This window comes from Chloroflexus sp. MS-CIW-1 (genome assembly GCF_030444705.1).
In the GTDB taxonomy this organism is placed as follows: Bacteria; Chloroflexota; Chloroflexia; order Chloroflexales; family Chloroflexaceae; genus Chloroflexus.
Genome location: NZ_JAUBWR010000001.1, coordinates 1,459,740 through 1,486,367 on the forward strand (window position 1 = coordinate 1,459,740; position 26,628 = coordinate 1,486,367).

Consider the following 26,628-nt stretch of genomic DNA (forward strand, 5'->3'; position numbering starts at 1 on the left):
ACACTCGTACCTGTAAGATGTTGTTCCGCTTCCAGACTAAACCGATAGCGGATGTCTGCCATCGGGCTACAGGTGGATTATTGAACTTGAAAGATGATACGTGCGGCGTCGGGCAAGAAAGGATCGATGAGTTCATACAGACTGGGTAAGACAGCGTTGGCAAAGAAGCGCAACATGAGTGATGTGCCGATTTGTCCGCCTAGCCATCGTGTAATCGGGTAGTCAATATTGGCAAAACCACGTACAATAAACAGATTCCAGAGGAGTACTGCCGATAATCCCAGAATCATGCCGCCGATAATCACCCCCAATGCCGTACCGATGATACGGTCTACCATTTCAAGATGGTGTGGCGTATGTACATACCGAAAACTATATACACCGACCCATGTCAGCACGATAAAACTGAATAGATGGATGAGGGCAAAGGCAACGTACTGACTGACGAAACGCTGTCCACCCAGTTCACGGACGAAGATGTCGGCCAGACTTTGATAGTAGAGGCTGGCTAACACGGTACCGAGGTAGAACGCGAGAATAACAATGATTAGTCGGATCGTGCCCTGAAAGAATCCTACGGCCAATGCGCCGAAGAAGAGCACAACAAAAAGGAGATCGATGACGTTCATGTTAATTTCTCCCGGCGCTCATACTAGTTGCCAGTTTTTCAGTATAGACCTGCAAGCCGATTATAGCATATCGTTCTGACAGGGATGAGCTGTCGCATATCGTCGTTGTGCTTTCATTGCTGAATGCCCGTTGGCAGCAGCCTTTTGTGAAATGAGGTTTCATGTATGACCGGCACCAATCCTACAATCGTGACAGCGACCTCTGGTGTGCAGGTTGCGCCCGCCGAGACCGCACAGACTACCGTATCACCCCAACCACTATCACCCTCCGAAGTGCAGCGAGGTTTGCTTCTGTCGATCTGGGAAGGAGCGGTTGCGAATATCCACATCAGCATTACCGGTGCAATTGGTGGGAGTGTTTTCCTGAGTGGATTTGCCCTTTTGTTGGGAGCCAACAATTTTCAAATTGGTCTGCTGGGGGCTTTGCCGTTTATCGGTCAATTGATGCAGTTTCTCAGCGCATACCTCGAAGCACGTTTCGCAAATCGGCGGGCAATTGTGCTCTTTTCGGCGCTGGCAGGCCGTTCAATTTGGGCGTTGCTACTTTGTCTGCCGTTTACCGGTTGGCCAACAGAGTGGCAGCTTGCGGTGTTCTTCATCGCCTTGGGCTGTTCGTATGGGTTAAACGGGATGGCCGGTAATGCCTGGCTGAGCTGGATGAGCGATCTGGTACCTCCAGATCGACGAGGGCGCTATTTCGGCTTGCGCAATACCGTGGCGGGAATCAGTGCGATGGTGAGCATCTACGGTGCGGGGTTGATCCTGGATTATTTTCGTGTTCAAGGCGCCGCCGCACAAGGGTATGCCGTGATCTTCGGGATTGCCGTATTGTCCGCCTTTGGTGCAGCGCTGCTGATTGCTCGTCAGCCCGAACCTCCACTCGCTCCGGTACACTGGCGCGGTATTGGTTCGTTCCTTTTTGATCCACTTCGTGAAGCTGCATTTCGGCATTTTGCCATCCTGGCTACTGGTTGGGCATTGGTGACCGGGGTTGCTGCCCCATTCTTTAACGCCTACGGTTTGACAACCCTCCAGCTTGATTTCTCGCTGCTGGCCTTGACCGGTATCGTAACCAGTGCGGTTGCCCTCATTTTTTCACCTCTTGTCGGGTGGTTGATGGATCGCTATGGCTACCGACGGGTTGTCACTGCTTGTGTGTTGGGGACGGTTCCGCTCCCATTGGGATGGGTTCTCTCGACGCCAGAAAATATTGTGCCCCTCTGGTTGACTGCGATCTTTTCCGGAGTCTTCTGGCCGGGCGTCAACCAAGGATTGAGTAATCTGCTTATGGCACGAGCACCGGCTGCTCAACGCGGGGTTGCCGTGGCGATCTTCAGCCTCCTCACCGGATTGGGAACGTTGATCGCTGCATTGATTGGTGGGGTATTGGGTCAGGCGATGACCGGTACGTTGCTACATTTAGGGCCACTCCTGATAAAAGACTTGGCGGTCTTGTTTGTCGGCACAATGCTCGGTCGTGTGGTGATGGTTGGCGCTTTCTGGCGAGTGTTGGCTGACAGCGAGTAGCCGCTGAAGTTCACTTCGTACCGTCGCCAAGATTTGTGCAACGTGCTCAGCTTCGGGTTAGATACGATGACCGAATTGCTCACAAACGGAATGAAACCGACGAACATCACACATTTGCTGGTGATGCTCTTTACCCACGCTATTGCCCTAGCCGCAAAAGCCTCCGATGTGCGACTTGCGGTGTGTAGGGTAAACTGTTGCCTGGCGTGGCAAAACCTCTCTTTCTCTACCACACGGTAAGCAAAAGAATGTCAGGGGAGTCAGGCGCACATTGCAGCACAACCCCTGAAGATGGTACAGGCGAATGTTTATTCAGGGGTAGTCTTACGCTTCAGGTTGAGCTGGTTTCAACTTACGACCTATAAAGGGCAAGCGGGCAATCAACTTACTCAGCGCCTCTTTGATGATTGTCAGATCGTCGTCAGGCAAGGCACGAAACGCCAACACCAGACCGATATACACGGCTGCGCCTAACGGTACGGCCAGGAAGAAGAACGTCGACTCGCGTAGCCACCAGATGGCAAGCAGCATCCCAGCTCCGGCTAGACCGGTGAGCACCCCCACGCGCCAGTTCTGGGCACCGAGCGTTCCTTTTGGCAGCACTTTAATGGCTGCGATCAAGATGCCCAATTCGGTAATCGTGTAAGCCAGGGCACCACCTAATGCGCCATTCGCAAACACTCGATTGGTCCAAGGTACCAGGATTGCATCGAGAGGAAGCGTTGCAACCGTGGCGGCAATCATAATGATATTGAGCGCCGCAGTGCGATCGGCTGCAATCAACAACTGGCTCAGAACGGTATTAAGATACGTACAGATCAAAACGATCCCCAACACTGCCAGGACGACGCCGGTGGGGCGGAAGGCTTCACCGTACAGCAACAACGCAACCGGTTCGGCAATCGCAACTAATCCTAGTCCAATCGGTATGCTCAGCGCCAGCATAATATTAAAAATCGGCCGTGCGGCCATTGCCAGATGCTCTTGACCGGCCGCAAAGCGACGGGTCAGCGTGGGGAAAATGACTGTTCCAATTGCCATCGGAAAGAACATGAGTGTTCCGAAGAGGTTAACGGCTGTGCCGTACCAGCCAACCGCTTCAGTAGAGGCGAACAGAGCGATGAATAAACGGTCAATCTGCTGATAGACCATCAGTGTTAGTGCAGTAACCAGATACTGTTTTGATACATTGAGCATCAGGCCAGCGGCTGCCAGATCAATACTCCAGCGTGGTCGGTGTTGGCGGAAGAGAAAAAAGGCATCACCCAAGAAGGCAACCAGCGCTGCCAGCACGTTCGCCCATCCGATCCAGATCACATTGAACCCGGCAAACAGGAGGGCAAGGCTCACAACCGTCAACACCATTTTGCTCAAAACAGTGACCAGCGATACATAATGAACCTGTTCGAGACCATTGAGAGTAGCGATGAGGCCGCCACTCAACACCGAAAAGAGGGTCATCAATCCGATGATCCAGATCAATGCGGTTTGCGTAGGATCGGCATTGACGGCAAACAGGTCGTAGCCAAATACAGCTAGACAGCCAAGGAGCCACAGACCGATCCGTACTACCAAACTGGTACCGACCAGCACACCGGTGCGTTGTGGCTCACGGGCAACTGCTTTGGTCAGGTAGGTATCCATACCGAAGGTGATCAATACACCGACAATCATCCAGATGGAGAAGGCAATCGAAAGCTGTCCGATTGCTAATGGCCCCAGGATGCGTGGTTGAAAAATTGCAACCACGAAAGCCATTGCCCAGGTCAACAGTTGAGCAGCCATCATAGCGCCAGCATTGCGCGCTATACGTGCCCCACTGATTGGTGAAGGTGGCGGTGTATTGGTCGAGACCTCGCTAGTCACGGTACGACTCCCTTGTGTGATCGATCGGTGTTACTCAGTCGGTATGGTGCGATATAACAACACGTTCCCCGATCAATTTGATAGTCAAGGCTTTTGCGTAAACCAACGAACGGGTAATAAAGCTGATCAAGACCGAGCAAAACTTTATCGCGACGATGCCATTTGAAGATGCCTGAAGCAATCTGGCGTAATCCCTGACTAAACAACCACTCAGTCAAGATCACTATTCCACCGAGATCACCGCAGCGCATATATTTGCCTGCAACTGCGCCGGCACCGATCCCGTAAGCGCGAAAGCTGCGGCGAGCACTGTGCCAGCTCTGCCAGTGGTGATGGTAGGCAATGGCGTGTGGAGTGAAGACAATCGTACCTCCTGCCTTCAAAGCGCGATATCCCAAATCACGCTCCTCCCAGGCACCCAGCGGCGCACCGGCACCGATTAGTTCATCAAAACCACCGAGCCGCTCAAAGGCCTCACGGCGTGCACCCATATTATGACCATGACCAAATCCTAAATTGAACCAGTTGTGGTGAAATATTCGACGGAGGCCGTTGCAGGTGCCTAGAACAATTTCATCAGGATTCGACAAATGTGGTCCAGGTAAGACAGCGCCGAAGGCCAGCCAGATTTGTTCGTTTTGTAACTCTGTGATCAGGGCACTGATCCAGTTGGAATCAAGGACGCAATCATCATTGGTAAACAGAATGTACGGAGCATTGCCCATTGCTGCACCAGCGTTGCGGGTTGCCGAGATACCGCGGACTGGCCGTCGAACGTATCGAATCCGGTCGTCAGTTTCAGCATGAGTTCGTACACATTGCTCGGTCGTGTCGTCTTCACTCTGATCAAGCACCCAGAGCGTAAAGTGGGGATAGGTGTTCTGACGGAGACTAGCGATGGTGGCATCAATAGCCGTGCCGCGTCCATACGTTGAGATAACAATATCAACCGTTAGCGTATTCATACATGTGCTGCCCACTTACTCGGTACCCGTATTGACGGAGGCAGTGTACGCCTGGAAGTTAACACTTCGCTGAATGTATGGCTATCTGGAGTTAACGAGAACGTCACGTGCTGTTTTCTGTCGTTCCAGGTGATAAGTTTCCTAGTCTCACGCCATCGAATATGCCGAAGCTACGCTCCATACCGTGAGGACTCCTGATGGAGCAAGCGATCAACTTCGTTGACCAGGTCATCCGAATCGACCGGCTTGGTGAGGAAGGCATTTACCCCAACACCTGCTGCCTTTACCTCGTCTTGTTCTTTGACAGTACCGGTAATCATAATGATCGGCAAGCGAGTATAACGTTCATCGGCCCGGATTGCTCGAACCAGCTCAATGCCGTCCATACGAGGCATGGTGAGATCAGTCACAACCAGATCAACAGTATGGGTATAAAGACGGCTTAACGCTTGTTCACCGTCGATGGCGGTAATAACCGTATAGCCGTGTTGTTCAAGCACAAAGCTCATAAGTCGATGCGTGGGTGCATAATCATCAACAATCATAATCGTTGTCATAATTGTGGTCTCCCGGGTTCCAGATACTTCACTAGGTGCCAGTAGTTTCCATCGGAACGCGCTGTATAGATTACGCGATCCATCAAGTGGCGAATTAAGAAGAGACCATAGCCGTGTATCTGGGCTTCGCTGAGATTTGGTTGTGGCACCAGTTCTGGATCAAACGTCTCGCCGTTATCATGCAACTCAATTTCCAGGCAAGGTGGTTGTGGATGGAACGTAAGAGTCACGTTAATTCGGTCTTCATTACGCTGACGATTGCGATAGGCATGGCTGACAATATTTGTACAGACTTCATGCGCCGCCAATTGTATATTGTAGACCAAAGTTTCATTCGATGCACCTGCCTGCCGTAATAATTCGGCTATCGTTTCACTCAGCAAATGTAGATAGGCATGGCGGGCCGGCAGATCGAGCCGGATCACTTCACTGTGTTGCAGGCTCACGTTGCGGCTCCTTTGATCACGATAATGGTTTGATCATCGTCTTGCGGATGACCGGCGCTAAACTGATCAATTGCATGAAATAGCCCATCAGCGATTGTCTGTGCTGATTGTTCGGCCAGCGTGTCTACTGCATGCAATAAACGATCTATCCCAAACATTTCGTCTTCACTGTTGCGCGCCTCATGGAAGCCATCAGTCGCGACGACAAGGAGATCACCCGGCTTCATTGCCAGATGACGGTTTTGAAAATTATTGACGGGCAGGATACCTATCGCGGTGTTGTCGGCTAACAGCAAGGTTGCGCTGCCGTTGGCTGGGCGATAGATCACTGGTGCATGGCCGGCGTTGGCATAGACAATTTCACGATTCCGGTCATCGTACATACCAACGAAGACTGTTGCAAAGACACCGATCCGTGTAAAGTCGTTGTAAAGGTCTTCGTTCGACTGGCGCATCACAGATGCCGGTGTTGGTGACGGCATGAACTGAGCTTTGCTATGCAGGGCAGTGCGCGTCATCGACATCAGTAATGCTGCAGATACGCCTTTTCCGCTGAGATCGCCAATCGTAAAGATAAATGGATGGTTGGGTGTCTGAATGAAATCAAAAAAATCACCGCCAACCTGGAGCGCCGGACGTGAGCAGGCGTAGATATCCAATCCTGAGACGATGGGTAAGGTGCGCGGTAAGAGATCAGTTTGTACCCGTCGTGCCAAATCCATTTCACTGCGTAACCGGGTCTGCTCGATCATCTCCTGGTAGAGCAAGATGCGTTCGATCTGGGCGCTGGTATGGTCGGCAATCGCTCGTCCCAATTTCAGCTCTGGTGTCCCGAATCCTTCAACCCGATCAAGAATACCGAGGCAAGCCATGATCGTGCCACGTACCCGAATCGGTAACAATAGGAGATTTCTGATACCCGGCGGCCATCGCGTGTCACTTTCTTCTTTTCTGATGAGCAGTGGGCGATCTTCAGTTTGGAGCTGCCAGTACAAGCGCCAGATAGTCTCATGACTCAATGGACAATCAGGAGAGTGTACAACCAACGGCTCACTCCCATTTGTGGACATATATGTAGCAAAAGCCGCCTTGCCCTTCAGCATCCGTAATGCCTCACTCACAACCGCTTGCAACGTTTCGCGGATGGTTACCAGATCACGCATGGCTTGGGTTAAGCGATACAGCGCCAACTGCTGATCCTGACTGGTCACCAGATCGGCGGTCATGCATTGCAACTCATATTCAAGCTGCACAATATAGCTGATCAATGCGGCTTCAGCCTGGAGCCGTTGTCGAGCTGCTTCGTTACGCAAACCGGTCAGGCGCAACTCACCAACTATTTCATCGTAACGATAGATAGTAGCCGTTAGATCAGGTGTGAGGAGACGCTGTCCCGCCGGCCAGCAGGCTAACGGCCGACCGTGCTCGTAGATGCCGAAGGTCTGCGCGCCATGGGCCAGCCATGCCTCAGCAAGTGCCTGAAAGCGAGGATATTGTGAGCTTAGTACCGAGACCAGCATGGTTGGTTTCTCAGGAATTCAAGACAGCTAAAGCATGATCGGCGTCAACAAAGATGTTGAAGGCTTTGTCAAGCCGGGTTAATTCAAAAATCATCAAAACCGGACGGCGCAGTCCGCACAGGGCAAATGCGCCCTGGCCTTGTTGACAGCGCTTCATTGCCGATACCAGCGTTGCCAGCGCTGTTGAATCAACAAAGGTCGTTGCTGAAAGATCAACCAGCACCCGCGCCCCAGGCATGGCAGTTGCCTGTTCCAGCCATTGTTGAACCGTAGGAGCTGTATTGGCATCAAACCGTCCTTCGATTGCGAGCACAGCCACATTCCCAACTGTTCGTGGCTTCATTTCCATAATTAAAAACCTCCTCTAGTGCAAGCAGTAGGTGATTGCTTACAGCAGCTTCCCTTACCCCCCGGATGGCGGCGAAAGATCAACACTCAATGATTGACCGACAGGATTGTTGTTTTGCCTGATCCGGCGCAACCAGGCTAACGGTGTACGTATCAATAGGCTGAGGTCGCTTCGCCAAGATCGGGTTGCACTATAGTATACATCGGCAATGACAACGGCATCGAGATTGCCAGAGGAATCCTGAATGTACCACAACCCTGTGACACCAGGGGGAACCTCGTGGCGTCGTTGTTGCCATTCTTCCTGCAAGAGGGCTGCTTCATTGGGTGTGAGTGGTTTGACCCCTACGAGTTGGAGATCACCACGCAGTACGTTGAATAACTCTGGCAAACGGTGAAATTCATACGCTTCCAGCCATCTCCCAAACCACAGGTAGCGTCCGTCAGCGTGGCGTGTGCGCCAATGCCAGAGGGTTAATGGCCGTAATGTTGTTTGACCGTTCGATAGCAGTATACGCTCGCCAATTCGCGGTAACCCGATGAGGGGGCGCCCACCACTGGCAATGGTAGCCAGGATTCCGGTGAGTATGAGTAGGGGGCTTAGCAGAATCAACAATACCAGTGCTCCTATCCGGTTAAGGAGACCAGCAACCCTACTAACACTAGCCGTTACCGCCGATACCCGTCCGATCAAGAACGCATCGACGATGACTGTCTGCTCGGCAGTGATCGGATCAACGATGACCCCAGGGTAGACGATACGCTGGTTGATGTTGACCAGTTGACCAACATACGTGTCGGCCCAGATCGTACTGGCAGTGACCGTGGCTTCATCATCGATCATGCAGCCGGCGCCGATGATCGTGCCCGGTCCCAGTTCGGCATCACGCCCGATCCAGCAGTTATCGCCGATGTACAGCGGTGGGGCAATCCGAACACTAGGATGGATCGAGTCGTTGCGGCCGACCCAAATCCCTGGTGCAATTTTACGCCCGCTAATTGAGGGGTAGCGTACTGTTTCGCCTGGCCCCTCTGTAACCGTGGGATCGGTAGTGCGGTAGGCGCTGTACAGGAACACCTGCTGAGCGGCGTAATAATCGGCCAGTGTGGTGAGCGGATTCCAGTAGCCACTGAAGGTAAAGTTGTGAACCGGTATGTGTTGGGCAATGAGATGAGGAATCAGGTCGGTGGCAATGCAATAGCGATTGCGGAGGGGAATCTGTTCGAGGAGCGACGGCTCAACAATGTAGGCATCAGTTAGCGCCACGGCCTCCGTTGAGTCGGGTTGGGAAACTACCGCGCTGATCTGTCCTTGGGCATCAACAACAGCGTATGGCGTGTGCTGATGCGTATGGGGAGCATGGGTGATCACTGTCAGCATAGCACCATGACGCTGATGATGATCGAGCGCTGCCTCAATCGAGAGGTCGATGATCGCATTTCCCGGTAATACCAGACACGTTTCCTGAATCAACGGCGTCGCCCAGCGTAGTGCCCCACCATCAGCCCAGGCCTCATTCAACGATACATATTCAATCTCAACCCCCCAACGTTTCCCGCTGCCAAACGTTGCGGTAATCGGTGCAGTCTGTTCGTGTAATGCGACAAGAATGCGCTTGATACCGGCACGGGCCAGAATTTCAATCGTAGTCGCCATGACCGGTCGGTCGACAATCGGCAATAAAACATCGGGCAGGACATCGGTTAATGGTGGTAACCGGCGATCTTCAGCAGTTGCGATGAGAAAGGCAATGGTCATCGCCTCAGTCTCCTTCAGCAGTCACATGGTTCTTGTGCAGTGGCGCCGTTGTTGCGGCTGTTACATCGGGAAAGATCGATAGGACCTGATCGAGACGTACCAACTGGAGCGTCCGTAGCACGTCGTGGTTACAACCGGCAATGCGCAGTGCGCTATTTTGTTCGCGGGCCAGACGGTCGAGTTTGACGAGAGCAGCCATCCCGGCGCTAGCCATAAATGTCGTTCCGGTGCAGTCGATGACGAGCAGTTTACCCTGTTTGATGGCCTCGCTAGCTTGACTGAGAAAGGAGTCTGCCGTTGCTGCATCGAACAAACGCGGGGCGGGAAAGATCGTCCAGCCGTGAATTGTTGTAGACGACGTGGTGGAGACCGGTTTTGACTGCTCGATCCGTTGGGTGATTGCTGTAAGATCGGGGAATTGTTCAAAGAACCGATCCAGTTTCAGCAAATCAAGGAGGCGTAAAATCGGTTCTTGCACATTCAACAAGAAGATTTCGCCACCGTTCGAGCGCGCACGTTTGGCTAATCCTACCAGTGCGCCCAGGGCTGAACTGTCGAGGAACTGGGTCATGCTCAGGTCGAGAATTACATACTGATGAGTAGCCAGCAGGCGATAGGCTTCTTGGGTAAATGGGTCGAGATTGCTGACATCAAGCCGATTCCCGACAGTCAGCACCGGCCACGGGAATGGAGGTGGCGGTGGCGGCGGAGCGGCATCTGCCGGTTCCGCCTTAGACGCGATCGGAACCATGCTCAGTGCGCTTCCTCGTTGCATGGCCCACCATTGGCGGAAGAAGAAATAGCCGAAATACACAAAATCATGGACGTATCGCTTCCACAACCGACGCGGTTCCTGAATCAGGCGATACACCCACTCTAAACCAATGCGTTGCATCCAGAGTGGTGCTCGTTTGGTGACACCGACAATCATATCGAATGTCCCGCCAACCCTAATCGCTATCGGTACACGCAACTCGTGGGCGTACATCCGAATCCATTTCTCTTGCTTGGGGTTACCGAATGCGACCAACAAAATATCAGGGTTGGCTGCCTTGACAGTTTCAACCACCGAGCGATCCATTTCCAGTACCGAGCTAGGTGGCGGCGATAACACACCGGCAACGCGCAGACCTGGATAACGTTCTTGTAAGATCGCCGCAGCTTTCGCCGCAACACCCTCGCGAGCGCCGAGAAAGAAGATGGAATAACCACGCTGAGCAGCTCGTTCAGCCAGCGCCGGTACCATATCGGCGCCGGTAACACGACCGGGCAACGGCCCACCCAACAGTCGCGAAGCCCAGACCAATGGCATGCCATCGGCAGTTGCCATATCGGCCTCTTGCAAAATACGACGTAGCTCCGGATCGTGCAGCGCATTAACAACGAAATCGGCATTCACTGTCGCAATCTGATGGAGACGACCGGTAGCCCGTCCTTCGGCGATAAACTCATCACACCGATCCAGCGCTTCAGCCATTGTCAGATTGTCGATCGGCACACCCAGTATCACCAAAAGTTTACGCATGATCGTATTCTCTCAGTATGCACCACGACCGAGGATGACTGCCGGGATGGTACGTAACAAAATTTCAATATCCTTCCAGATACTTTGTTCAGCAATGTATTGCAAATCGAGTTCGACCCAGCGCTTAAAATCAAGATCACTACGCCCAGATACCTGTTGTAAGCCGGTGATACCGGGAATGGCATGGAGCCGCCCAATCTGCTCGTAGGTATATTTGGCTACCTCACTGGGCAAGGCAGGGCGTGGACCTACCAGGCTCATCTCACCTTTCAATACGTTGAAGAGCTGGGGGAGTTCGTCGATGCTCAGCTTGCGAATAACCCGACCCACCCGTGTCACACGGGGATCGCGTTTCATCTTAAAGACCGGCCCATCGGCTTCATTTTTAGCTTGTAGTTCACGCAGCCGTTGTTCAGCATCGACGTACATCGAGCGGAATTTGTAGCAATAAAAATGTTCACCATCCTTGCCAACCCGTACCTGCTTAAAGATGACCGGCCCCGGCGATTCGAGTTTGATGAGGATTGCGGTGATCAGCATAATCGGCGCGGTTAAAATGATAGCAATAATTGCCACTGTAACATCTAACACGCGCTTGAGGCTCGACATCAGCTTGGTACGTATGACCCACCACGATAAGGCTAAACGTAGACGTTGATTGGCGCGGGTACGCTGAAAGCGGCGTTCGGCAAAGATAGCAACCATGCGTTGACTTTTCACATCAGGATTCGTCTGGCTCGATTTCGGAGTGCTCATGGAAATCACCTCTCTGAGTCTACATTCGCTAACACTATACACGATCGTGCGAACAAAATCCTTACAGTGAGCTGAAAAAGCGTGAAGAATATGTCACTCGCGAAATCGTCCTTATAGAGATAAACGCAGGTATATCCATATATATACGCACAGACATACGATGGGTGGTTGCTCACTCAGTGCCTATCCGAATCCCCGCCTCATGGTTCAACGGATGGAATCCATCATATGGATAGACGGGACAGCGCCGCTGTCCCCGATCGATCTTCATTCTGCGACAGGATATTTCGGATAGGCCCCTAATCTATCTCTACCAGGTAGTAACGATAACAACGAAAGGTGATTTCTGGCGCGGTACTCACCATGCGGGCCAGAGGCCCGCGTACCCAGCGCATCCAGGTAAGGTTCTAAAGACGCTGGAAACTCCGTTTCAACTAAGTGCTTATCCGCACATCGTCTCACAGTCCAACGGATGGAATACATCGATGGATGTACGAGCGCAGCAGCGCTGCGCCCTGCTTAATCTTCTTCTACTAACGTGCTCGAGCGTGGAAACTGTCATCATCTCTATCCGCTCAATTGACAAAAACGTTATCTGCAACAATCGTGCGTTTGCCTTTTTACTGCTCAGAACACGTTATAACGCTGTCTACGTGATTGACTACGGCTAACATCCATTTTTCAACTTGCAATGGCATGATATGTTGCACCGGTGTAGTATGCTGATTGCGATCGTTCGTATTATCGCAACAGCTTCAAGAGGTTTTCAATGATGTTTTATCGTTTCTTGCTTTTCATGATGCTCATCTCTATTTTGACAGGCTGCAACGCGCCAAGCGCAGCACCAACACCTGCTGTATCAACTCCTGCGCCCGAAACACCGACACCGGCTCCGGTGAACGTCGCTCCTACTGCTTCTGCCGTGTCTGATCATCTCATTGTGATTGATCCGACCACCGCGCTACCATTTGACCGCCGTCTGTTAGGGACTAACGTTCCTGCCTGGCTGAATCCATACCGGCTGGATAATGAAACCTTCATTCAGCGTACTGCCGATCTCGGGCTGAGTCTGTTGCGGATGCCAGGGGGAAGCTGGAGTAATGCCTATGCCTGGGCCGATTGTGAGGCCGGGGGCGATGGATGTTACTGGCCGTGGGCAGCGAAGCCATCGGATTTTCTCCGCTTTGCCCGTGCTGTCAAAGCTGAGATTATCTGGACAGTTTCGATCAATGGTTCTGCGCAGGAAGCGGCAGCGCTCGTTGCGTTCTTTAACGGTGCAGTTGATGATGAGCGATTGATAGGTACTGATGCACGGGGACGTGATTGGAAAACGGTGGGACATTGGGCACGGCTGCGCGCCGCATCGGGCAATCCTGATCCCTTTCCGGTTCGATACTGGGAAGTTGGCAACGAGGTTTACGGAGCGAAACGCGATGTTGGTCCAAATTGTTCAGAATGGGGTTGGGAAGACGTCTGGACGTGTGACCCCGATGAGTACCTACGCGGCGCCACCGTCAATGGTATTTCTTACGATGGTTATCTGGCTTTCTACGAGGCAATGAAGGAGGTTGATCCGACTATTCAGATCGGTGCAGTTGGGGTTGAGAACCCCGATGAATGGAATGATTGGGGCAATCGGGTGATCGCTGGTGCCGGTGATCGACTTGATTTCTACGTTGTCCATTACTATCCCTACTTTCAACCGCCTGAAAATCCGGCGGGTGCGCTGCAACAACCGCAACGCGGTTGGGCAACGATCACGGCAGGGCTGCGCTCGGCTTTTGAGCGTCATTTAGGCCGCCAGGTACCGATTGCTGTGACCGAGTACAACATGATTTCGTTTCAGGATGCAGATAACTCCCAACTTATGCGACGGGCCGTTAATCTGCTCTTTGTGGCCGATACGATTGGGCAGATGGCAGTGCATGGCGTGGCGATTGCCAATCAATGGGATCTGGCAAATGGTCGTGCGGCTAATGATACCGATTATGGTCTTCTTCATGCCGATACCTTTGAACCACATCCCCAATACTACGCACTAATGCTTTGGAGTAGATTCGGTGATGAACTCTTGACCACGAAGACAACCCTCGATCCGGTTACAACCTTAAGTGTGTACGCCGGACGTCATACTGATGGGCGACTGTCAGTTCTGGCAATCAATAAGACCGCTCAGTCGATTACAGGTTCTGTTGGGTTACCGGCGGGAAATTGGCAAGTCCAGGTGATGGTTGTAGGTGCTTCTGATTTGTTGGCCGAGACGGTATCGTTCGCTCGTGAAGAGACCCCGACCGCACACCGTTCTGATCGTCCTTATACCTTTCCACCATACTCTGTGACCTTACTCACATTTCTTCCTGAAGGGGGTTGACATGACCAGACGACTCACATTCTTACTCGTCATTATCACCGTATGGGGAAGCATGCTGCCATTCAAACCGGCCAGTGCTGCCATTCAGAACATTGGTCCTGGCGGCTGTCCGGCAAACACGGTAGTCGGAGGAGACAATCTGGTCCAAAATGGTGATTTTTCTCAGGGCGCAACCGGTTTTACCTCGGCGCTCATCAATCGCGGGCCAGGAGTGTATCCTGATGACAATAATGGCGGTGGCTTCTCTATCCAAAACGGGAGTGTTGTGTATCCCCCCTTCGAGGCAAACCCTTACATTTTCGGGCGTCCGTTTCCGGGTGATGTCCAGCGTGATGTTCCGGCTACCAATACCTACTTCTATTCTAATCCGAGTGCTGATAATTACAGCGCTGGTGGCGGTCGCGTTAACCTGTGGACACAAGTCGTTACAGTAGCGCCTAACACAACCTACAACTTCTTTGCCTACTTTGACAATCTGCTCGATCCGGTGAAGAGTGCAAATGGTGCAGCCGATCCGGTCATTGAACTGCGGGTGAATGGTACGTCGGTTGGTACGACCGTCGTGTCGAAAACGCCAGATCGGTGGGTTCCCATTCAATATGCCTTTACCACTGGTAACGGTGTTACCAGTGTTACACTCCAGATCGATAGTCTAACCAACAACACCTTCGGTGATGATTTCGCTATGACCCAGATTAATCTCAAGCAATGTGTGAGTGGCGTTGGTGCTGCCAAATATGTGTTTCCGGCTGTTGAAGAACGGCGCAACGATCAGGATGGCTACCGTTTAGAGTACCTGATCACGATCCGTAATTTGGGCGCCGATCCGGTCACCGAGCTACAGGCTACCGATGATCTGGCGACCGTCTTTGCCGGTGCTGAGACCTGGGAACTAGTTGAGTTAAGCGTTATCAGTGGAAGTGGCTTCACTGCATTGGCTATTAATCCCAATTTTGATGGTCGAACCGACCGTGAATTACTGGCCGCTAATCAGAGCCTGGCCGCCGGTCAGACTGCTCGTCTACGGTTGGTGATCTGGCTTAAGCCGCCTACGGGTCCAATTGTCTTTTCCAATTATGTGAATATTACGGCACGTTCAGGGAACGTCATTGTCACGGATATTTCAAATCCCGGTCTTGATCCCGATCCTAATGATAATGGTGATCCGAAAGAAGAAGAGGAGAGTGGTGCGACGATTACCATCTTTTCACCGTACCGCATCTGGGTACCGGTTGTGTCGCGGGGCAGCGCCGGGTAGACGCTATAAGAGCCTGATCAAAAACCCAGATTTCTCATTGGGCGCGTACCATGCCTGTGCAACCATTGCGTGAGAGGTTGCCAACGTTCTTTCTCTCCAGCCCCAATGTTCCCCCCTTCCTCTCCCCCATGGGGAGAGGAAGGGGGCCAGGGGGAAGGTGAGGGCCGCCAGGCGTACTCCGCAGCACGGGTACGGAACACATTGAACAACTCTGCCATCGCGGAGGTGCGATGCATGCTCTGCCTGCCAACGGTTCCCATCAGTCGTTTGAAATGCCATTGTAGAACCAGATCAAACGTCCAGGTTTTTTAATCATGCTTCAGGATAGGGTGTCTGAACATGCGCGTCTTCCCTGGGAGCGCGGGCCGCTGGCCGACGTCCTGTCGTGAGTAACCGGTCTGAGCTATTGTCTGACAATGTTCTGCAACGCATCGTGGTGCAGTGCCTGAATGCACTGCACCTTTCCTCCACTCACTTCTCTCTCGCTTTGAAGATAAGGAAGGTGTATCGCAGGCGATAACTTGTTCGTTCCCACGAAGAGCAATCTATAGCCGTGATGTCGGATTATGCCTACTCTGCCAGAGAACGGATTGGTCTGGCCGGTATACCACCAACCATCGTATTGGCCGGTACTGGTCGTGTGACAACACTCCCAGCAGCCACCACACTCCCGGCGCCAATCTGAACACCTGGCAGAATTAATACTCGTGCGCCGATCCAGGCTCCTGTTTCAATCGTGACCGGAGCAGTTGTTAATGGGCCGGCCCGATGATTTGCCCCGCCCATCTGGTGGGAAGTGGTAAGTATCATAACTTCGTGACCAATCCCAACGTGATCGGCAATCGTGATCTGATCGTTTAGATCGAGAAAGCAGTCGGTATTAATGATGCAGTACGAACCAATACGGAGTCGCTTGTGAATCGGACCGAAGCCGTGCAGGCGTAGCGGTCCCATAATGATAGTACTGCGGCCAATGTGAAAACCGGCCAGGCGGAGCAACAGCGGACGCACACGGGAAGCTGTGTAGCGCGGCAAAAGGCGAATCAGGCCACTGATTAACCACATACGCGGTTGCGCCGCAGCGAGTTCTTCGTAGAGAATCCGTAAGAGCTTGGGTGAGGTGTGTTTCTGCATCGACAAGTCCTTCAATCGATAACAATGATAATAAAGTTGTGTTCATTGTGCCAGATTGGTTCACTGAATGCTATATGATTAGGATCAGACTAACGAAATTGTTAACTGACTCTTCGGTACCGTAGTCTGTGTTGGCAGAGTGATGTGTATAAAAATATATCATATTGATGCACTATACCGCCCTCACCTTCGTAAGGCTCCTCATGTGATGAATGAAGAATTGAACAGCTTCCGTTCACCTCTCAAAAGGTGATTACTGGTATGATGTAGGTAGAAAAGGTGGCACGTCATGTGCTGACATTTCAATGCAAAGAGGTTTATGGCATGGTACGGTTAATCATTCTGCGGCTCCTGGAAAGTTTCTTCCGTCGGCCTCTGCTTAGTCTCGCCCCGTTTATGCTCGCTATCGCAATCGGGGTTGGGTACATTCTCTTGTCGCCGCCAGAATATCTTTCGAGCGGTAAGATTTATGTGGAGAAAGAGAGTCTGCTGGCATCACTGACTTCATCGAAAAGTGATGTTTCGTGGTGGGTCACACCGGCGCAGGCGACGACCAATGAAATCCAGGAATTACTGGCCACCAACGCCTTCGTGCGCTCGGCAATTCAGCAGACCAAGCTCGAACCGTTGATGGCTGGCGGCCCAGACGTTGTATGGGAAACGTTCACCTTCTTCCGTGAGACCATTAGCGTGAATGTAATAGGCGACAAGCTCGTTGAGATTCGGGCCACAACCGATGATCCGGAGCTGTCGTACCAGATGGTCACGGCGACGATGGACACGTATCTAAAGTGGAAGATGAACAACGATTTTCAAGAGAGTATGGCGGCGCAGAAGTTTTTTGAAGAGCTGATCGCACCATACCAGGCCGATGTTGATGCTGCCCGTCAGGCACTGATCGATTTTCTGAGCGCAAATCCTGAACCGGTACGCGGTGATCGTCCGCCCGGCGAACAGTTCCAGCTCGATCAGTTGAAGGCGGCATTGGCTCGCGCTGAAGAACGGCTCAGTGCTGCCCAAGAGAATGAAGAGAGTGCCCGGCTGGCGTTGGTAAAGAATGAGAGTCTGATCCGCCAGACGTACCAGATTATCGATCAGCCTGAAATTCCATTGCGGGCCGAGTTTTCGCTGACCGGCTTTATTAAGAACATGATCATCTTTGTCGCAATCGGCGTATTCTTATCGGCTAGCCTGATCGGTGGGGGCGCGTTTCTCGATCGCAGTCTTCGCTTCCCAATTGATGTCCAGAACGGTCTTGGCGTGCCATTGCTGGCATTCATCCCAGCAAGCGCTGAGATGCCGAGTCCGACACCTGTGACTACTGCTGTCGAAGCAGATCAGCCTTCACTGCAACCGCAAGTGTAACGGTGCTGCTGTTTATCAGATGGTCGCATGGCGTTTCACTTCATTACTGGCAAAGATAATCTTTGGCTCACACGGTGCAGCCTGATATGTGAGGCGATCCTATGTTTAGATTGCGGAAAAAACAGACCCATGAGATGCCAACAGAGTTGGCATTAACCATCGAGACGGCTGACGGTAATCTGCGCCGCTCCTTCGCCGGTGAGCAGATCGCCCAGATCCGGCGGATGTTAACTGACCTGATCGTCGAGCAGCGTTTGCCGGGTCGGATCGGGTTTACGGCTGCATTGCGAGGCGAAGGTGTAAGTTATATTACGTTGGCCACTGCCGTGACACTGGCTCACGATACCGGTAAGCGGGTTTGTGTCGTGGAGCTGAACTGGCTTGCACCGGGTATGTTGAGTGTGCTTAATCCACCGCCAGCGCAACCAAAAGGAAGCCGACGTCGTGAACCACCGCCTGCTCCGCGTCCAATCCCCGCTCTGCCTGGCGTTGCTGAGGTGTTGCGTGGTCAGGCAACCCTCGCTGAAGCGTTACTAGCGACAAATTATGATGGTCTCTGTCTGTTGCCGGCCGGATCGGCGCCGGCCAATCAGCGGCCATTGCTCGCACGTGGCAATGAGCTACGAACACTTGTTGAAACGCTGGATAAGCAGTTCGACCACGTGTTGTTCGATTTACCGACGGTGATCGAGACCAGCGATACGCTGGCGTTAGCGGCCTTGGCCCAGGCCTGTGCGCTGGTGGTGCGGCAGGGAGTAACCCCAGTTACCGAAGTTCAACGTGCACTCAATGATATAAAGCATGTGCCGGTGTTGGGGGTTATTCTCAACCAGGCTCAGATTGCCACTCCACGCTGGATTCTGCGCCTGATCCCTCAGGAGTAGCTATGAAGTTCTTCGTGGCTTTTCTCGTGTTGTGTCTGTTCATCGGTATCCTTACCCCACACTGGCGTCTGCGTGATCTGGTGATAATCATGATCGGTTTGAGTGCGCTGGTGGTTGCGGGGTACTACTTCTTTAACCTGATTTGACCGGTAAGCAAGTTGCGTAACCGGTGGATACTTATACTTCTATGCTCGATCTTCTTGTTCCGCGTTATCCTGATGTCATGACGGTTGCCCGGCGTAACGAACGCCGCTGGTGGATCCTCTTCCTGGTGATTTGTGTCCTGAGCGGAGTCGTACTGGTACTCCTGCGCCGCCGCATGAGTCCTGAAGCGGTGTTATCGTTTCTCATCTTTGGCGGCGTTCTGATCGCAACGGCAATCCAGCCTCGCTTTGGTGTGTATGCGATCCTCGGCCTAACCCTGTTTGGAGATCGTTCCCTCCATCCGTGGTATCCCTTCACCAAAAATCTGTCGAGTCGCGAATCGATCATGTTTGTATCCGACTCGTTCTCGTTTAGTCCGCAGGAACTGACGATTGTCTGGACTCTGTTAGTCTGGATTGTACGATCAGCTACCGAGCGGCGACTACGAATCCACTTTGGCCCTCTGTTCTGGCCGGCGGCAGTCTTTTTGGTGTTTAATGCAATTGGTCTGGTATACGGATTAGCCAATGGTGGGAATCGGGTCATTGCATTATGGGAAGTACGAGCAATCTTCTATCTGCCGCTGATGTTGTTGCTGGCCGGGAATCTAATAGAGAATCGTGCACAACTGAATACACTCTTCTGGGTGGCGACAATTGCATTGTTTGCCAAAGGGGTCGCTGGCGTCTGGTACGTGCATGACGTTTTGAAATGGGATCTGGAAGGGGTAGAACGGATCGCCGAGCACGCGATGTCCATTCACTTCAACTTCTTTTTCGTCTTACTGGTTGCAGCCTGGCTCTATCGCGACAGCGCAATCCGGCGCTTCTTAATGCCACTAATGGCGCCGTTTGTACTGTTCAGTCTGATCGCTAATTTTCGGCGGGCCGGTTTTCTTACTCTCGGTATGGCCCTTGGTTTAATCGTTCTGCTGCTCTATATCGAGAAGCGACGCCTCTTCTACATTATTGCGCCAACCAGTGCGCTCGGTTTTGCAGCTTACCTGGTGGTCTTCTGGAACAATCAGGGGCCGCTGGGGATGCTTGCAAGAGCAGTCCGGTCAGTTATCGGTCAGCCCAGTGCCCGCGACGCAGCATCAAACATTTATCGCGATCTGGAAAACATTAACATTATGTTTACTATTCGCAATGCACCGCTGACCGGGATTGGCTTTGGAAACAAGTTTCATCTCCTCGTTCCCCTTCCCGACATCAGTGTATTCGAGTGGTGGGAGTATATCACGCATAACTCGATCATGTGGGTCTGGATGAAGATTGGCGTGATCGGATTTTATGCCTTGATCCTTTTGCTGGCACTGACGATGCTCTACGGCGCCCGTATGGTACGTTTGATGCCGCATGGTCAACTACGAGTCTTTGCGTTGACCGCTACCCTCTACATCTTTACTCACTTCGTCTACGCCTACGTTGATATGTCGTGGGAAGGCGGGAGTATGGTCTTTGTCGGCACAATGATGGGCGTGATCAACGCTCTGCCTCAGATCGCGGCTGTACGTCCTGCACCAGCCTGGCCCTGGCGTGTCTTTCAGGCTGAGCCGGTAGAACAGAATAGGGTTTAGCCTTTTGTGCATTTTTCGTATGAGTGAGTCCACTGCAAAAACTTACCACGGAGCACGCAGAGCGTTTAAGATTTGTGAATAAAAGGATATGTTCAATGAAAGATAAAATTATCTTTAGTCTCTGTGATCTCCGTGGTCTCTGTGGTGAGAAGATCACCTTTTTGCAGTGAAGTCATGAGTCGTTTGGGAGCCGAACCACAGCTCAACGGTGATGAGATTGAGCAGTCGTTAGCCATCGATTACAGGAAGGTTGTATTTATCGTTGTAATTGAAGACAAGAACGGTGAGATTCCTGGGAGGCACTAGACATGCGATACGCGCTCGTCGTGGGTTTCGTGTTGGCTGGGATGATGTTGTCGAGTTGTGTATCTGAAGTACCTCTTGTGACGCCATTGTCAGGCGGCAGTTCTGACCTGTCATCCACAGCAATGGGCATCAGGCATCGGATGCTGCCGTTAAAAGTTTCCTGGCAAATTCAATACACCGGTGCGATCGATGTTGATGAGAACGTAGAGATGTTCAATCTGGATTTATTTGATACACCATCTGATATTATAGAAACACTACACCAACGTGGTATTTTCGTAATGTGCTATTTTAGTGCAGGTTCTTATGAGGATTGGCGACCCGATGCTTCCCAATTTCCATCCGAAATCTTAGGCAAAGAGATGGTGGGATGGCCAGGGGAGCGATGGCTTGATATTCGTCGTCTCGACGTTCTTGCCCCTATAATGGAAGCGCGACTCGAGCTGGCGGTGCAGAAGGGTTGCGATGGTGTTGATCCGGACAATGTGAATGGTTATGTAAACGATACAGGTTTTCCGTTGACGTATGACGATCAGCTTGCTTACAATATCTTTCTTGCTCAGGCCGCTCATGCGTCTGGCCTTGCCATTGGCTTAAAAAATGACCTCGCACAAATCCCTGATTTGTTACCCTACTTCGACTGGCTGTTCAATGAAGAGTGCTTCACTTTTCAGGAGTGTGATAAACTTCTTCCCTTCGTTCAGTCGGGAAAGCCTGTCTTTGTGATAGAGTACCAACTTCCACCGCAAGCGTTTTGCTCGCAAGCCAATCAAATGTCGCTGAATGCCCTCCATAAGCATCTGGAATTAGACGCTTACCGAACCGATTGTCAACAGTTTCCTGCGCAATAAGCTCGTTGCAATCATAGCTAATACCTGTGATACTTAGGATAACCATCGTATGTATATGCGGATAATCTACATTCTGTGCCTTATCTTGCTCTTGACCGGCTGTGGTCGCCGTTTGAATATCAACGCTCCACCTACCACTGCACCGACGCCAACCATTGCCCCCTTTTTTCAAGATCGACCTACGGCTACGCCCTTCATCCCACCGCCAACCCGTACACCATTGCCTACTCGGTCGCCGGTGACGCCAACCGCTGTGAGTGGTACTACCAATGACATCAGCAAGTTGCAGGTTGTACCAGTGTACCGCGATGCGCTCAGTGCTGGTTGGAGTATTACCAACAGTGCATTGCTTGCCAGTCTGACGCTGACCCAGACCAACGTTGTGGCGCTGGGTCGGTATGCGATTGCAGTGACGCCTGGCGAGAGTACCGGTGTTTTGTTCTTTACCATTACGCCTGATAGCGGGCTTGTACTACGGCGCGATCAGGTGGCAGCCTTGCGCTTACGGCTCAGCGGTGGTGATACACCGATTGCCAATGACGCCATGACGATCTCGGTCGTAGGGAGCAATCGTGTGCCCTACTGGCTACCCAATGACGATTCGGTGACGCTAGAAGGGCGGGTGACCAATAGTACTGAGCCATTGTTTCCAGAGACCCGGCTCTACTTTCTCGGTCTTAATCGGGCGATTGCTGCCGGGGAATGGGCTGAAATATATGTCTGGCTCGATGATTTAATCTACGAACCGGAATATACCTATGTGACCGGTTTTTACCTCAAGACGAGCAGTGATCTGGTGCCGAAATATTATGTTGATCAGATCGAATGGCTTGTGCGCGATCAGCCATAGTCAGGGAAACAAGACCGGTGGGAACGATTCGTTAACTGATGGACTCTAGCCACACACCTGAGAGCCTATCCAAATAATCCATCATGACATCACGACGGATGAACCTCGGCGATGGATGAAATACGATTCGCGAAATTCACGAGGAGGAGCGAGGCGTTGTCTCTACCGGTGTCCACGGCGAGGGGTACAGAGCGCCGATTCAACCTATCCTGTCGCAGGAGCAGATCGGTGGAGGCCCAGCGCTTTAGAGGACAGCAGCGCTATGCTCCTACCTACATCCATCGATGGGGTGCATCCGTTACACCGTGAGACGGTTATTCGGTTATGCCCTACGACTTCGGTGCGCGATTACGGGCAGTACGGATCCAATCATGCGGCTTGATCCCAAGCAACAGTCGCACATACAGCCACAGTTTCCAGATGATGAAGAAGGGGGTGAAGAGTAACGAACGGTAGATCGGCCACGGCGCTCTGACCAGGAACAATCCGCTGAGGATGTAGATAATTTGTCCTACCAGGATGAAACTAGCCATCGCCAGGGCGGACGGATCACGCAGTATCAGTGCGATGAACAGTACCAGGATGCTGAGACCGGTTACTACCGAGAAAGGTGGAATCAGTTGCTCGATAGCGGCATCGATCAGCAAGAAGCTCCGTCGTCGCAGCCCTTCGCGGAGCAGATGTGGAACGTAGTGGCGAATCATCTCCATTCGTCCTCGTTCCCAGCGTTCGTTTTGTGTCTGTGCGGTTCTCAGGCTATCGGGCATCTCAGCCCAGACGATGGCATCAGGAGCGAACATTGCGCGCTCGCCGGCCAGAATGAGCCGCATATGATATTCAATGTCTTCCGTTAACGAGGCCGTCCAGCGATGACGCCGTAGAATATCGGCGGCGAAGACCATGCCGTTGCCCTTTAGCCCGGTCGATCCACCCAGCACCATGCGACCGAGCGGGCGCAGGTAGTGCAAGACGATGAGGGCAACCGCACGAATGCCGGCACTCCAGGCGCCTTCTGGTTGGCGCACGGCATAGTATGCCTGGATGACCCGTTCACCTCGCGCCAGTCGGGTGTCCATCACGCGCAGAAAGTTGGTAGAGACGACCGAATCGGCGTCGAGGATGACCACGGCATCGTGTGGCTCATTGCGATCCCATATCTGCTGCAATAACCATTCGAGGGCGTACCCCTTACCGCGCAGTGTTTGATCAAACCGTTCGTGTACAATGGCGCCGTGGGCTTTGGCTACTGCCGCAGTACGGTCTGTGCAATTATCTGCTACGACGTGTACGGTGTAGAGTTCACGCGGATAGTCGAGCTGATTGAGATTCGTGAGCAGATCGGGGAGCAGCCGCTCTTCGTTGTGGGCCGGGATCATGATGACAAAGCGAGTGGTAGGGTTCGCCCGCACCGGTGTTGTACGGCGGGCGAAGAAGGCGGCGCCGGTCAGGATGAGCAGATAAGCCACGATGAAGGCCAGTATGCCACCCACAAGCCAATAGCCAACGATGATGAACCACCATATCAACCCCATCATAGCTGCTCCTTGTCCTTGATCGGCTGCGGTTCGGCACTGGTCTCAGTTAACGTCTCGTACAGTATATTGCTCAGACGAACCGCGTAGTGGTCGAGGTTCATGCTCTCCTCAACCAGGCGGCGTCCAGTTTTTCCCATACGTACTGCTGTTTCCGGATCGGCGAGAAGTTGCTCGATCGCTGTTCGTAATGCTGTCGGGTCGTGCGGAGGTACGTAGAGGCCGGTCTTGCCCTCTGCGACGATGTCGGTCTGGCCGGGTGTAGCTGTGCAGATCACTGCACGTTCCATCGCCATCGCTTCAAGGATAGCGGTCACACCAGCCTGAAACTCAACCGGTTCAAGTGGCATGACCAGGAAGCGGCTATCGCTGTAGAGTTGGCGCAGGTCGTACTGGCTGAATTTCTGTACCCGGACATTCGGCGGGATCGGTTGATTCTGTGTTGAGTCACGTTGTTTCGACCAGGGGCTAGCTGCTGCGATAACCACATCAGCGTCGAGGCCGACTACTGCACGGAGAAGGGTTGGGTAGTCACGTCGTTCTAACCCGACTGCACAGATTTGCGGTCGTGGCGTGGGGCGTGGTGGAGCGTAACGGGGGTGGAAAAACTGGTCGTCCACCATAAACGGTGTAAACGGTACGCGCTGAATCGGTATGCCCCAACGTTCGGTGATAAACCGCTGCTGCCACGTCGAATAGACGATAAAACGGTCAATGTGGCTCTGTACGCCGAAGCGGTCGAGAAAGACCATCTTTTTGGGCACCGACAGGATGTGCACGATCATCAGATGGCGGGGGCGACGATTGGGGCTGAAAAACTTGAGGAGTGCAGCCAGGGGTAATCCAACCTGTTCACCGTCGGTAAAAATAGCTTGATAACAGTGGCGGCGAGTAAAACACGCCCATGCCAGTAGGAGATTTGGTCCACCCAGTCGCTCGAAGAAGCGACCAATCGGCCCAGCGGTTTGGCGGGCCACTCGATAATCAATGATGTCGGCCCCAAAGTGGCGTGCCAGTTCCAGGTAGTCGGCCCGTGGTCGTTTACCGGTAGCAATTTGTTGTTCGAGATCGGGTGGAATAACGCCAGAAACGGTCAGCAAGACTTGATTCACGCCGCGATCCTCTCTTGCATGCGCGCCAGATCAACTTCACCTTTAATCAATTCAAGCAGGCGACCGGCATTGTGGCGAGCATCATACGCTCGGCTCACATGTTTGCTTGCCTGTTCGCCAAAGTGTAAACGTTCTTCGGGGCGCATAATCAAACGCCGAAGTGCTTCTGTGAGCGCCTGTACATCACCGACCGGCGTGAGCAGCCCGGTCTCTCCGTCGCGCACAATTTCAGGAATGGCTGCAATGCGCGTGCTCACTGCCGGTAATCCGGCAGCGGCGGCTTCAGAAAGTACCATCGGCAGACAATCGCCGAAGGTGGGTAACGCAAAGATGTCGGCCTGGTGGTAGAGGGCTTTCAGAGGCGCACTGTTTGGTTGCATGCCGTGGTAGACGAAGACACCAGGTTCGGGCGGGACGTTATCTTTGGTGACCAGATGGAGTTCAACTCCGAGTGGACGTAGTGCACGAAAGGCTTCGAGGAGCAGAAAACCACCTTTTCGTTCGAGGTTGGCACCGACGAACAGAATTTTTACCGGCCCTTCATGATGGCTACGCGGTGTTGGACGCTGCCATTCGTGTACGTTGACGCCAGGGGGAATGACGGTAATCTTATCAGGCGGTACCCCGTATCCTTCGATTAAGCCCTCTTTTGCCCATTGACTCCAGGTCACGAGATGGCGGGCCAGGTTAAAGCAGCGTCGGTTTAGGTGCCATTTTAGCCGTTCTAGCCATGCCGGCCCCGATTCGTGCTGGTAATAAGGGCCAAGTTGATCATATTGTAAGGGTGTGGCATCGAGTGAGACGATACTGGGGTAACGACGTAACCAACCGGCGGCCAGTACTGCCGGTACCTGGGTATGAAAAAACAGGGCGTCAATGGTCGTTTTTCCAACCAGTTGACGTAACGAGCGTCGTGCTCGTAAACCGGCGCGCACTGTCCAGTTACTCTTGTAAATGGGAATGCGCGCTGCAAGGCCGTAGGTCTCGAAAGGAATCAGTGCCCAATGTGGTCGCACATCGGGATCGTGACTGATGTTCGCCTGAAGGTTTTTGGCATGGGTCACGTGACCGAGCGCCTGTTCAAGGACAAAACCGATGTTGTACAAAGTTGCACCATTCATAACGGAGCCTGTCAGAATTGATATTGCACTTCACCAAACGGCACGGCGCAGCGAGCTACGATTAGTATAACGAAAAGGTATAACCTTAGCGTTAATGAAATAGGTATGGTGCTTGCAATGTTGTCATATCGTGAGCACAGGAAATATCTCTGCCGGTGCGCTATTTGTTTGCCAGAGGTTGTGCTGGTGGTTTGTTGTACGATAGGCACAAGACGGTGGGTTG

At 52.6% G+C, this 26,628-nt stretch carries 24 protein-coding genes; 10 read left to right on the plus strand and 14 right to left on the minus strand.

Annotated elements, in window-relative coordinates; all coding sequences use genetic code 11:
• Positions 1–77: 77 nt before the first annotated feature.
• Positions 78–629, minus strand: a complete 552-nt coding sequence (locus QTO31_RS05790; RefSeq protein ID WP_301428410.1) for a CvpA family protein — start codon at positions 627–629, stop codon at positions 78–80.
• 165 nt (positions 630–794) lie between these two features.
• On the opposite strand from QTO31_RS05790, the gene QTO31_RS05795 reads away from it, so the two are divergent.
• Positions 795–2,156 carry an MFS transporter gene (locus tag QTO31_RS05795; protein WP_301428411.1) on the plus strand — a complete coding sequence of 454 codons (1,362 nt, stop codon included), beginning with the start codon at positions 795–797 and terminating at the stop codon, positions 2,154–2,156.
• 324 nt (positions 2,157–2,480) lie between these two features.
• Here the strand turns inward: QTO31_RS05795 and QTO31_RS05800 are convergent, their stop codons facing one another.
• From QTO31_RS05800 to QTO31_RS05840, 9 genes are all read right to left on the minus strand, one after another.
• Positions 2,481–4,022, minus strand: a complete 1,542-nt coding sequence (locus QTO31_RS05800; RefSeq protein WP_031458104.1) for a flippase — start codon at positions 4,020–4,022, stop codon at positions 2,481–2,483.
• The gene (locus QTO31_RS05805; RefSeq protein WP_031458103.1) at positions 4,019–4,987 is read right to left on the minus strand and encodes a glycosyltransferase family 2 protein; all 969 of its coding nucleotides are present in this window, start codon (positions 4,985–4,987) and stop codon (positions 4,019–4,021) included. Before QTO31_RS05805 ends, QTO31_RS05800 begins: the two co-directional genes overlap by 4 nt.
• 170 nt (positions 4,988–5,157) lie before the next feature.
• Positions 5,158–5,544 (minus strand): response regulator, encoded by a 387-nt coding sequence (locus QTO31_RS05810; protein ID WP_301428412.1) that lies wholly within the window; start codon positions 5,542–5,544, stop codon positions 5,158–5,160.
• Complete coding sequence (locus tag QTO31_RS05815; protein ID WP_031458101.1) at positions 5,541–5,990, minus strand: ATP-binding protein; 450 nt, start codon at positions 5,988–5,990, stop codon at positions 5,541–5,543. The genes QTO31_RS05810 and QTO31_RS05815 overlap by 4 nt, the downstream gene beginning before the upstream one ends.
• Positions 5,987–7,510 (minus strand): PP2C family protein-serine/threonine phosphatase, encoded by a 1,524-nt coding sequence (locus tag QTO31_RS05820; protein ID WP_301428413.1) that lies wholly within the window; start codon positions 7,508–7,510, stop codon positions 5,987–5,989. The genes QTO31_RS05815 and QTO31_RS05820 overlap by 4 nt, the downstream gene beginning before the upstream one ends.
• A gap of 10 nt (positions 7,511–7,520) precedes the next feature.
• Positions 7,521–7,859 (minus strand): STAS domain-containing protein, encoded by a 339-nt coding sequence (locus tag QTO31_RS05825; protein ID WP_301428414.1) that lies wholly within the window; start codon positions 7,857–7,859, stop codon positions 7,521–7,523.
• Positions 7,860–7,913: 54 nt separating this feature from the next.
• Positions 7,914–9,617 (minus strand): sugar transferase, encoded by a 1,704-nt coding sequence (locus QTO31_RS05830; RefSeq protein ID WP_301428415.1) that lies wholly within the window; start codon positions 9,615–9,617, stop codon positions 7,914–7,916.
• A 4-nt stretch (positions 9,618–9,621) separates the two neighbouring features.
• The gene (locus QTO31_RS05835) at positions 9,622–11,142 is read right to left on the minus strand and encodes a WecB/TagA/CpsF family glycosyltransferase (RefSeq protein ID WP_301428416.1); all 1,521 of its coding nucleotides are present in this window, start codon (positions 11,140–11,142) and stop codon (positions 9,622–9,624) included.
• A gap of 12 nt (positions 11,143–11,154) precedes the next feature.
• Positions 11,155–11,898: a sugar transferase gene (locus QTO31_RS05840; protein ID WP_031458096.1), complete on the minus strand. Its 744-nt coding sequence runs from the start codon at positions 11,896–11,898 to the stop codon at positions 11,155–11,157.
• A gap of 769 nt (positions 11,899–12,667) precedes the next feature.
• Here QTO31_RS05840 and QTO31_RS05845 point away from each other — a divergent pair.
• Complete coding sequence (locus QTO31_RS05845) at positions 12,668–14,269, plus strand: alpha-L-arabinofuranosidase (RefSeq protein WP_031458094.1); 1,602 nt, start codon at positions 12,668–12,670, stop codon at positions 14,267–14,269.
• Between the two features lies 1 nt (position 14,270).
• Positions 14,271–15,527: a hypothetical protein gene (locus tag QTO31_RS05850; RefSeq protein WP_031458093.1), complete on the plus strand. Its 1,257-nt coding sequence runs from the start codon at positions 14,271–14,273 to the stop codon at positions 15,525–15,527.
• 570 nt (positions 15,528–16,097) lie between these two features.
• On the opposite strand, the gene QTO31_RS05855 is transcribed toward QTO31_RS05850, so the two are convergent.
• On the minus strand, positions 16,098–16,661 hold the full coding sequence (locus tag QTO31_RS05855) for an acyltransferase (protein ID WP_031458092.1): 564 nt from the start codon (positions 16,659–16,661) through the stop codon (positions 16,098–16,100).
• A 324-nt stretch (positions 16,662–16,985) separates the two neighbouring features.
• Here QTO31_RS05855 and QTO31_RS05860 point away from each other — a divergent pair, with 324 nt between their 5' ends.
• From QTO31_RS05860 to QTO31_RS05890, 7 genes are all read left to right on the plus strand, one after another.
• The gene (locus QTO31_RS05860) at positions 16,986–18,026 is read left to right on the plus strand and encodes an LPS biosynthesis protein (protein WP_031458091.1); all 1,041 of its coding nucleotides are present in this window, start codon (positions 16,986–16,988) and stop codon (positions 18,024–18,026) included.
• 134 nt (positions 18,027–18,160) lie between these two features.
• Positions 18,161–18,910: a CpsD/CapB family tyrosine-protein kinase gene (locus QTO31_RS05865; RefSeq protein ID WP_236631101.1), complete on the plus strand. Its 750-nt coding sequence runs from the start codon at positions 18,161–18,163 to the stop codon at positions 18,908–18,910.
• A gap of 2 nt (positions 18,911–18,912) precedes the next feature.
• Positions 18,913–19,056, plus strand: coding sequence for a hypothetical protein (locus QTO31_RS05870; RefSeq protein ID WP_173424540.1), 144 nt, complete (start codon positions 18,913–18,915; stop codon positions 19,054–19,056).
• A gap of 41 nt (positions 19,057–19,097) precedes the next feature.
• Entirely contained in the window at positions 19,098–20,633 is a 1,536-nt protein-coding gene (locus QTO31_RS05875) for an O-antigen ligase family protein (protein WP_031458089.1), read from the plus strand.
• A gap of 174 nt (positions 20,634–20,807) precedes the next feature.
• Positions 20,808–20,939 carry a hypothetical protein gene (locus QTO31_RS05880; protein ID WP_269077975.1) on the plus strand — a complete coding sequence of 44 codons (132 nt, stop codon included), beginning with the start codon at positions 20,808–20,810 and terminating at the stop codon, positions 20,937–20,939.
• Positions 20,940–20,941: 2 nt separating this feature from the next.
• Positions 20,942–21,790, plus strand: a complete 849-nt coding sequence (locus QTO31_RS05885; protein ID WP_301428417.1) for an endo alpha-1,4 polygalactosaminidase — start codon at positions 20,942–20,944, stop codon at positions 21,788–21,790.
• A gap of 49 nt (positions 21,791–21,839) precedes the next feature.
• A complete protein-coding gene (locus QTO31_RS05890; RefSeq protein ID WP_301428418.1) occupies positions 21,840–22,640 on the plus strand; it encodes a hypothetical protein in 801 nt (266 codons plus the stop codon).
• Positions 22,641–22,969: 329 nt separating this feature from the next.
• Here QTO31_RS05890 and QTO31_RS05895 read toward each other — a convergent pair whose 3' ends face one another.
• From QTO31_RS05895 to QTO31_RS05905, 3 genes are read right to left on the minus strand one after another with little or no spacing between them, the layout of a single operon-like run.
• The gene (locus QTO31_RS05895) at positions 22,970–24,175 is read right to left on the minus strand and encodes a glycosyltransferase family 2 protein (RefSeq protein ID WP_031458086.1); all 1,206 of its coding nucleotides are present in this window, start codon (positions 24,173–24,175) and stop codon (positions 22,970–22,972) included.
• Positions 24,172–25,284, minus strand: coding sequence for a glycosyltransferase family 4 protein (locus QTO31_RS05900; RefSeq protein WP_301428419.1), 1,113 nt, complete (start codon positions 25,282–25,284; stop codon positions 24,172–24,174). Before QTO31_RS05900 ends, QTO31_RS05895 begins: the two co-directional genes overlap by 4 nt.
• Positions 25,281–26,405: a glycosyltransferase family 4 protein gene (locus QTO31_RS05905; RefSeq protein ID WP_301428420.1), complete on the minus strand. Its 1,125-nt coding sequence runs from the start codon at positions 26,403–26,405 to the stop codon at positions 25,281–25,283. The genes QTO31_RS05900 and QTO31_RS05905 overlap by 4 nt, the downstream gene beginning before the upstream one ends.
• Positions 26,406–26,628: the final 223 nt, after the last annotated feature.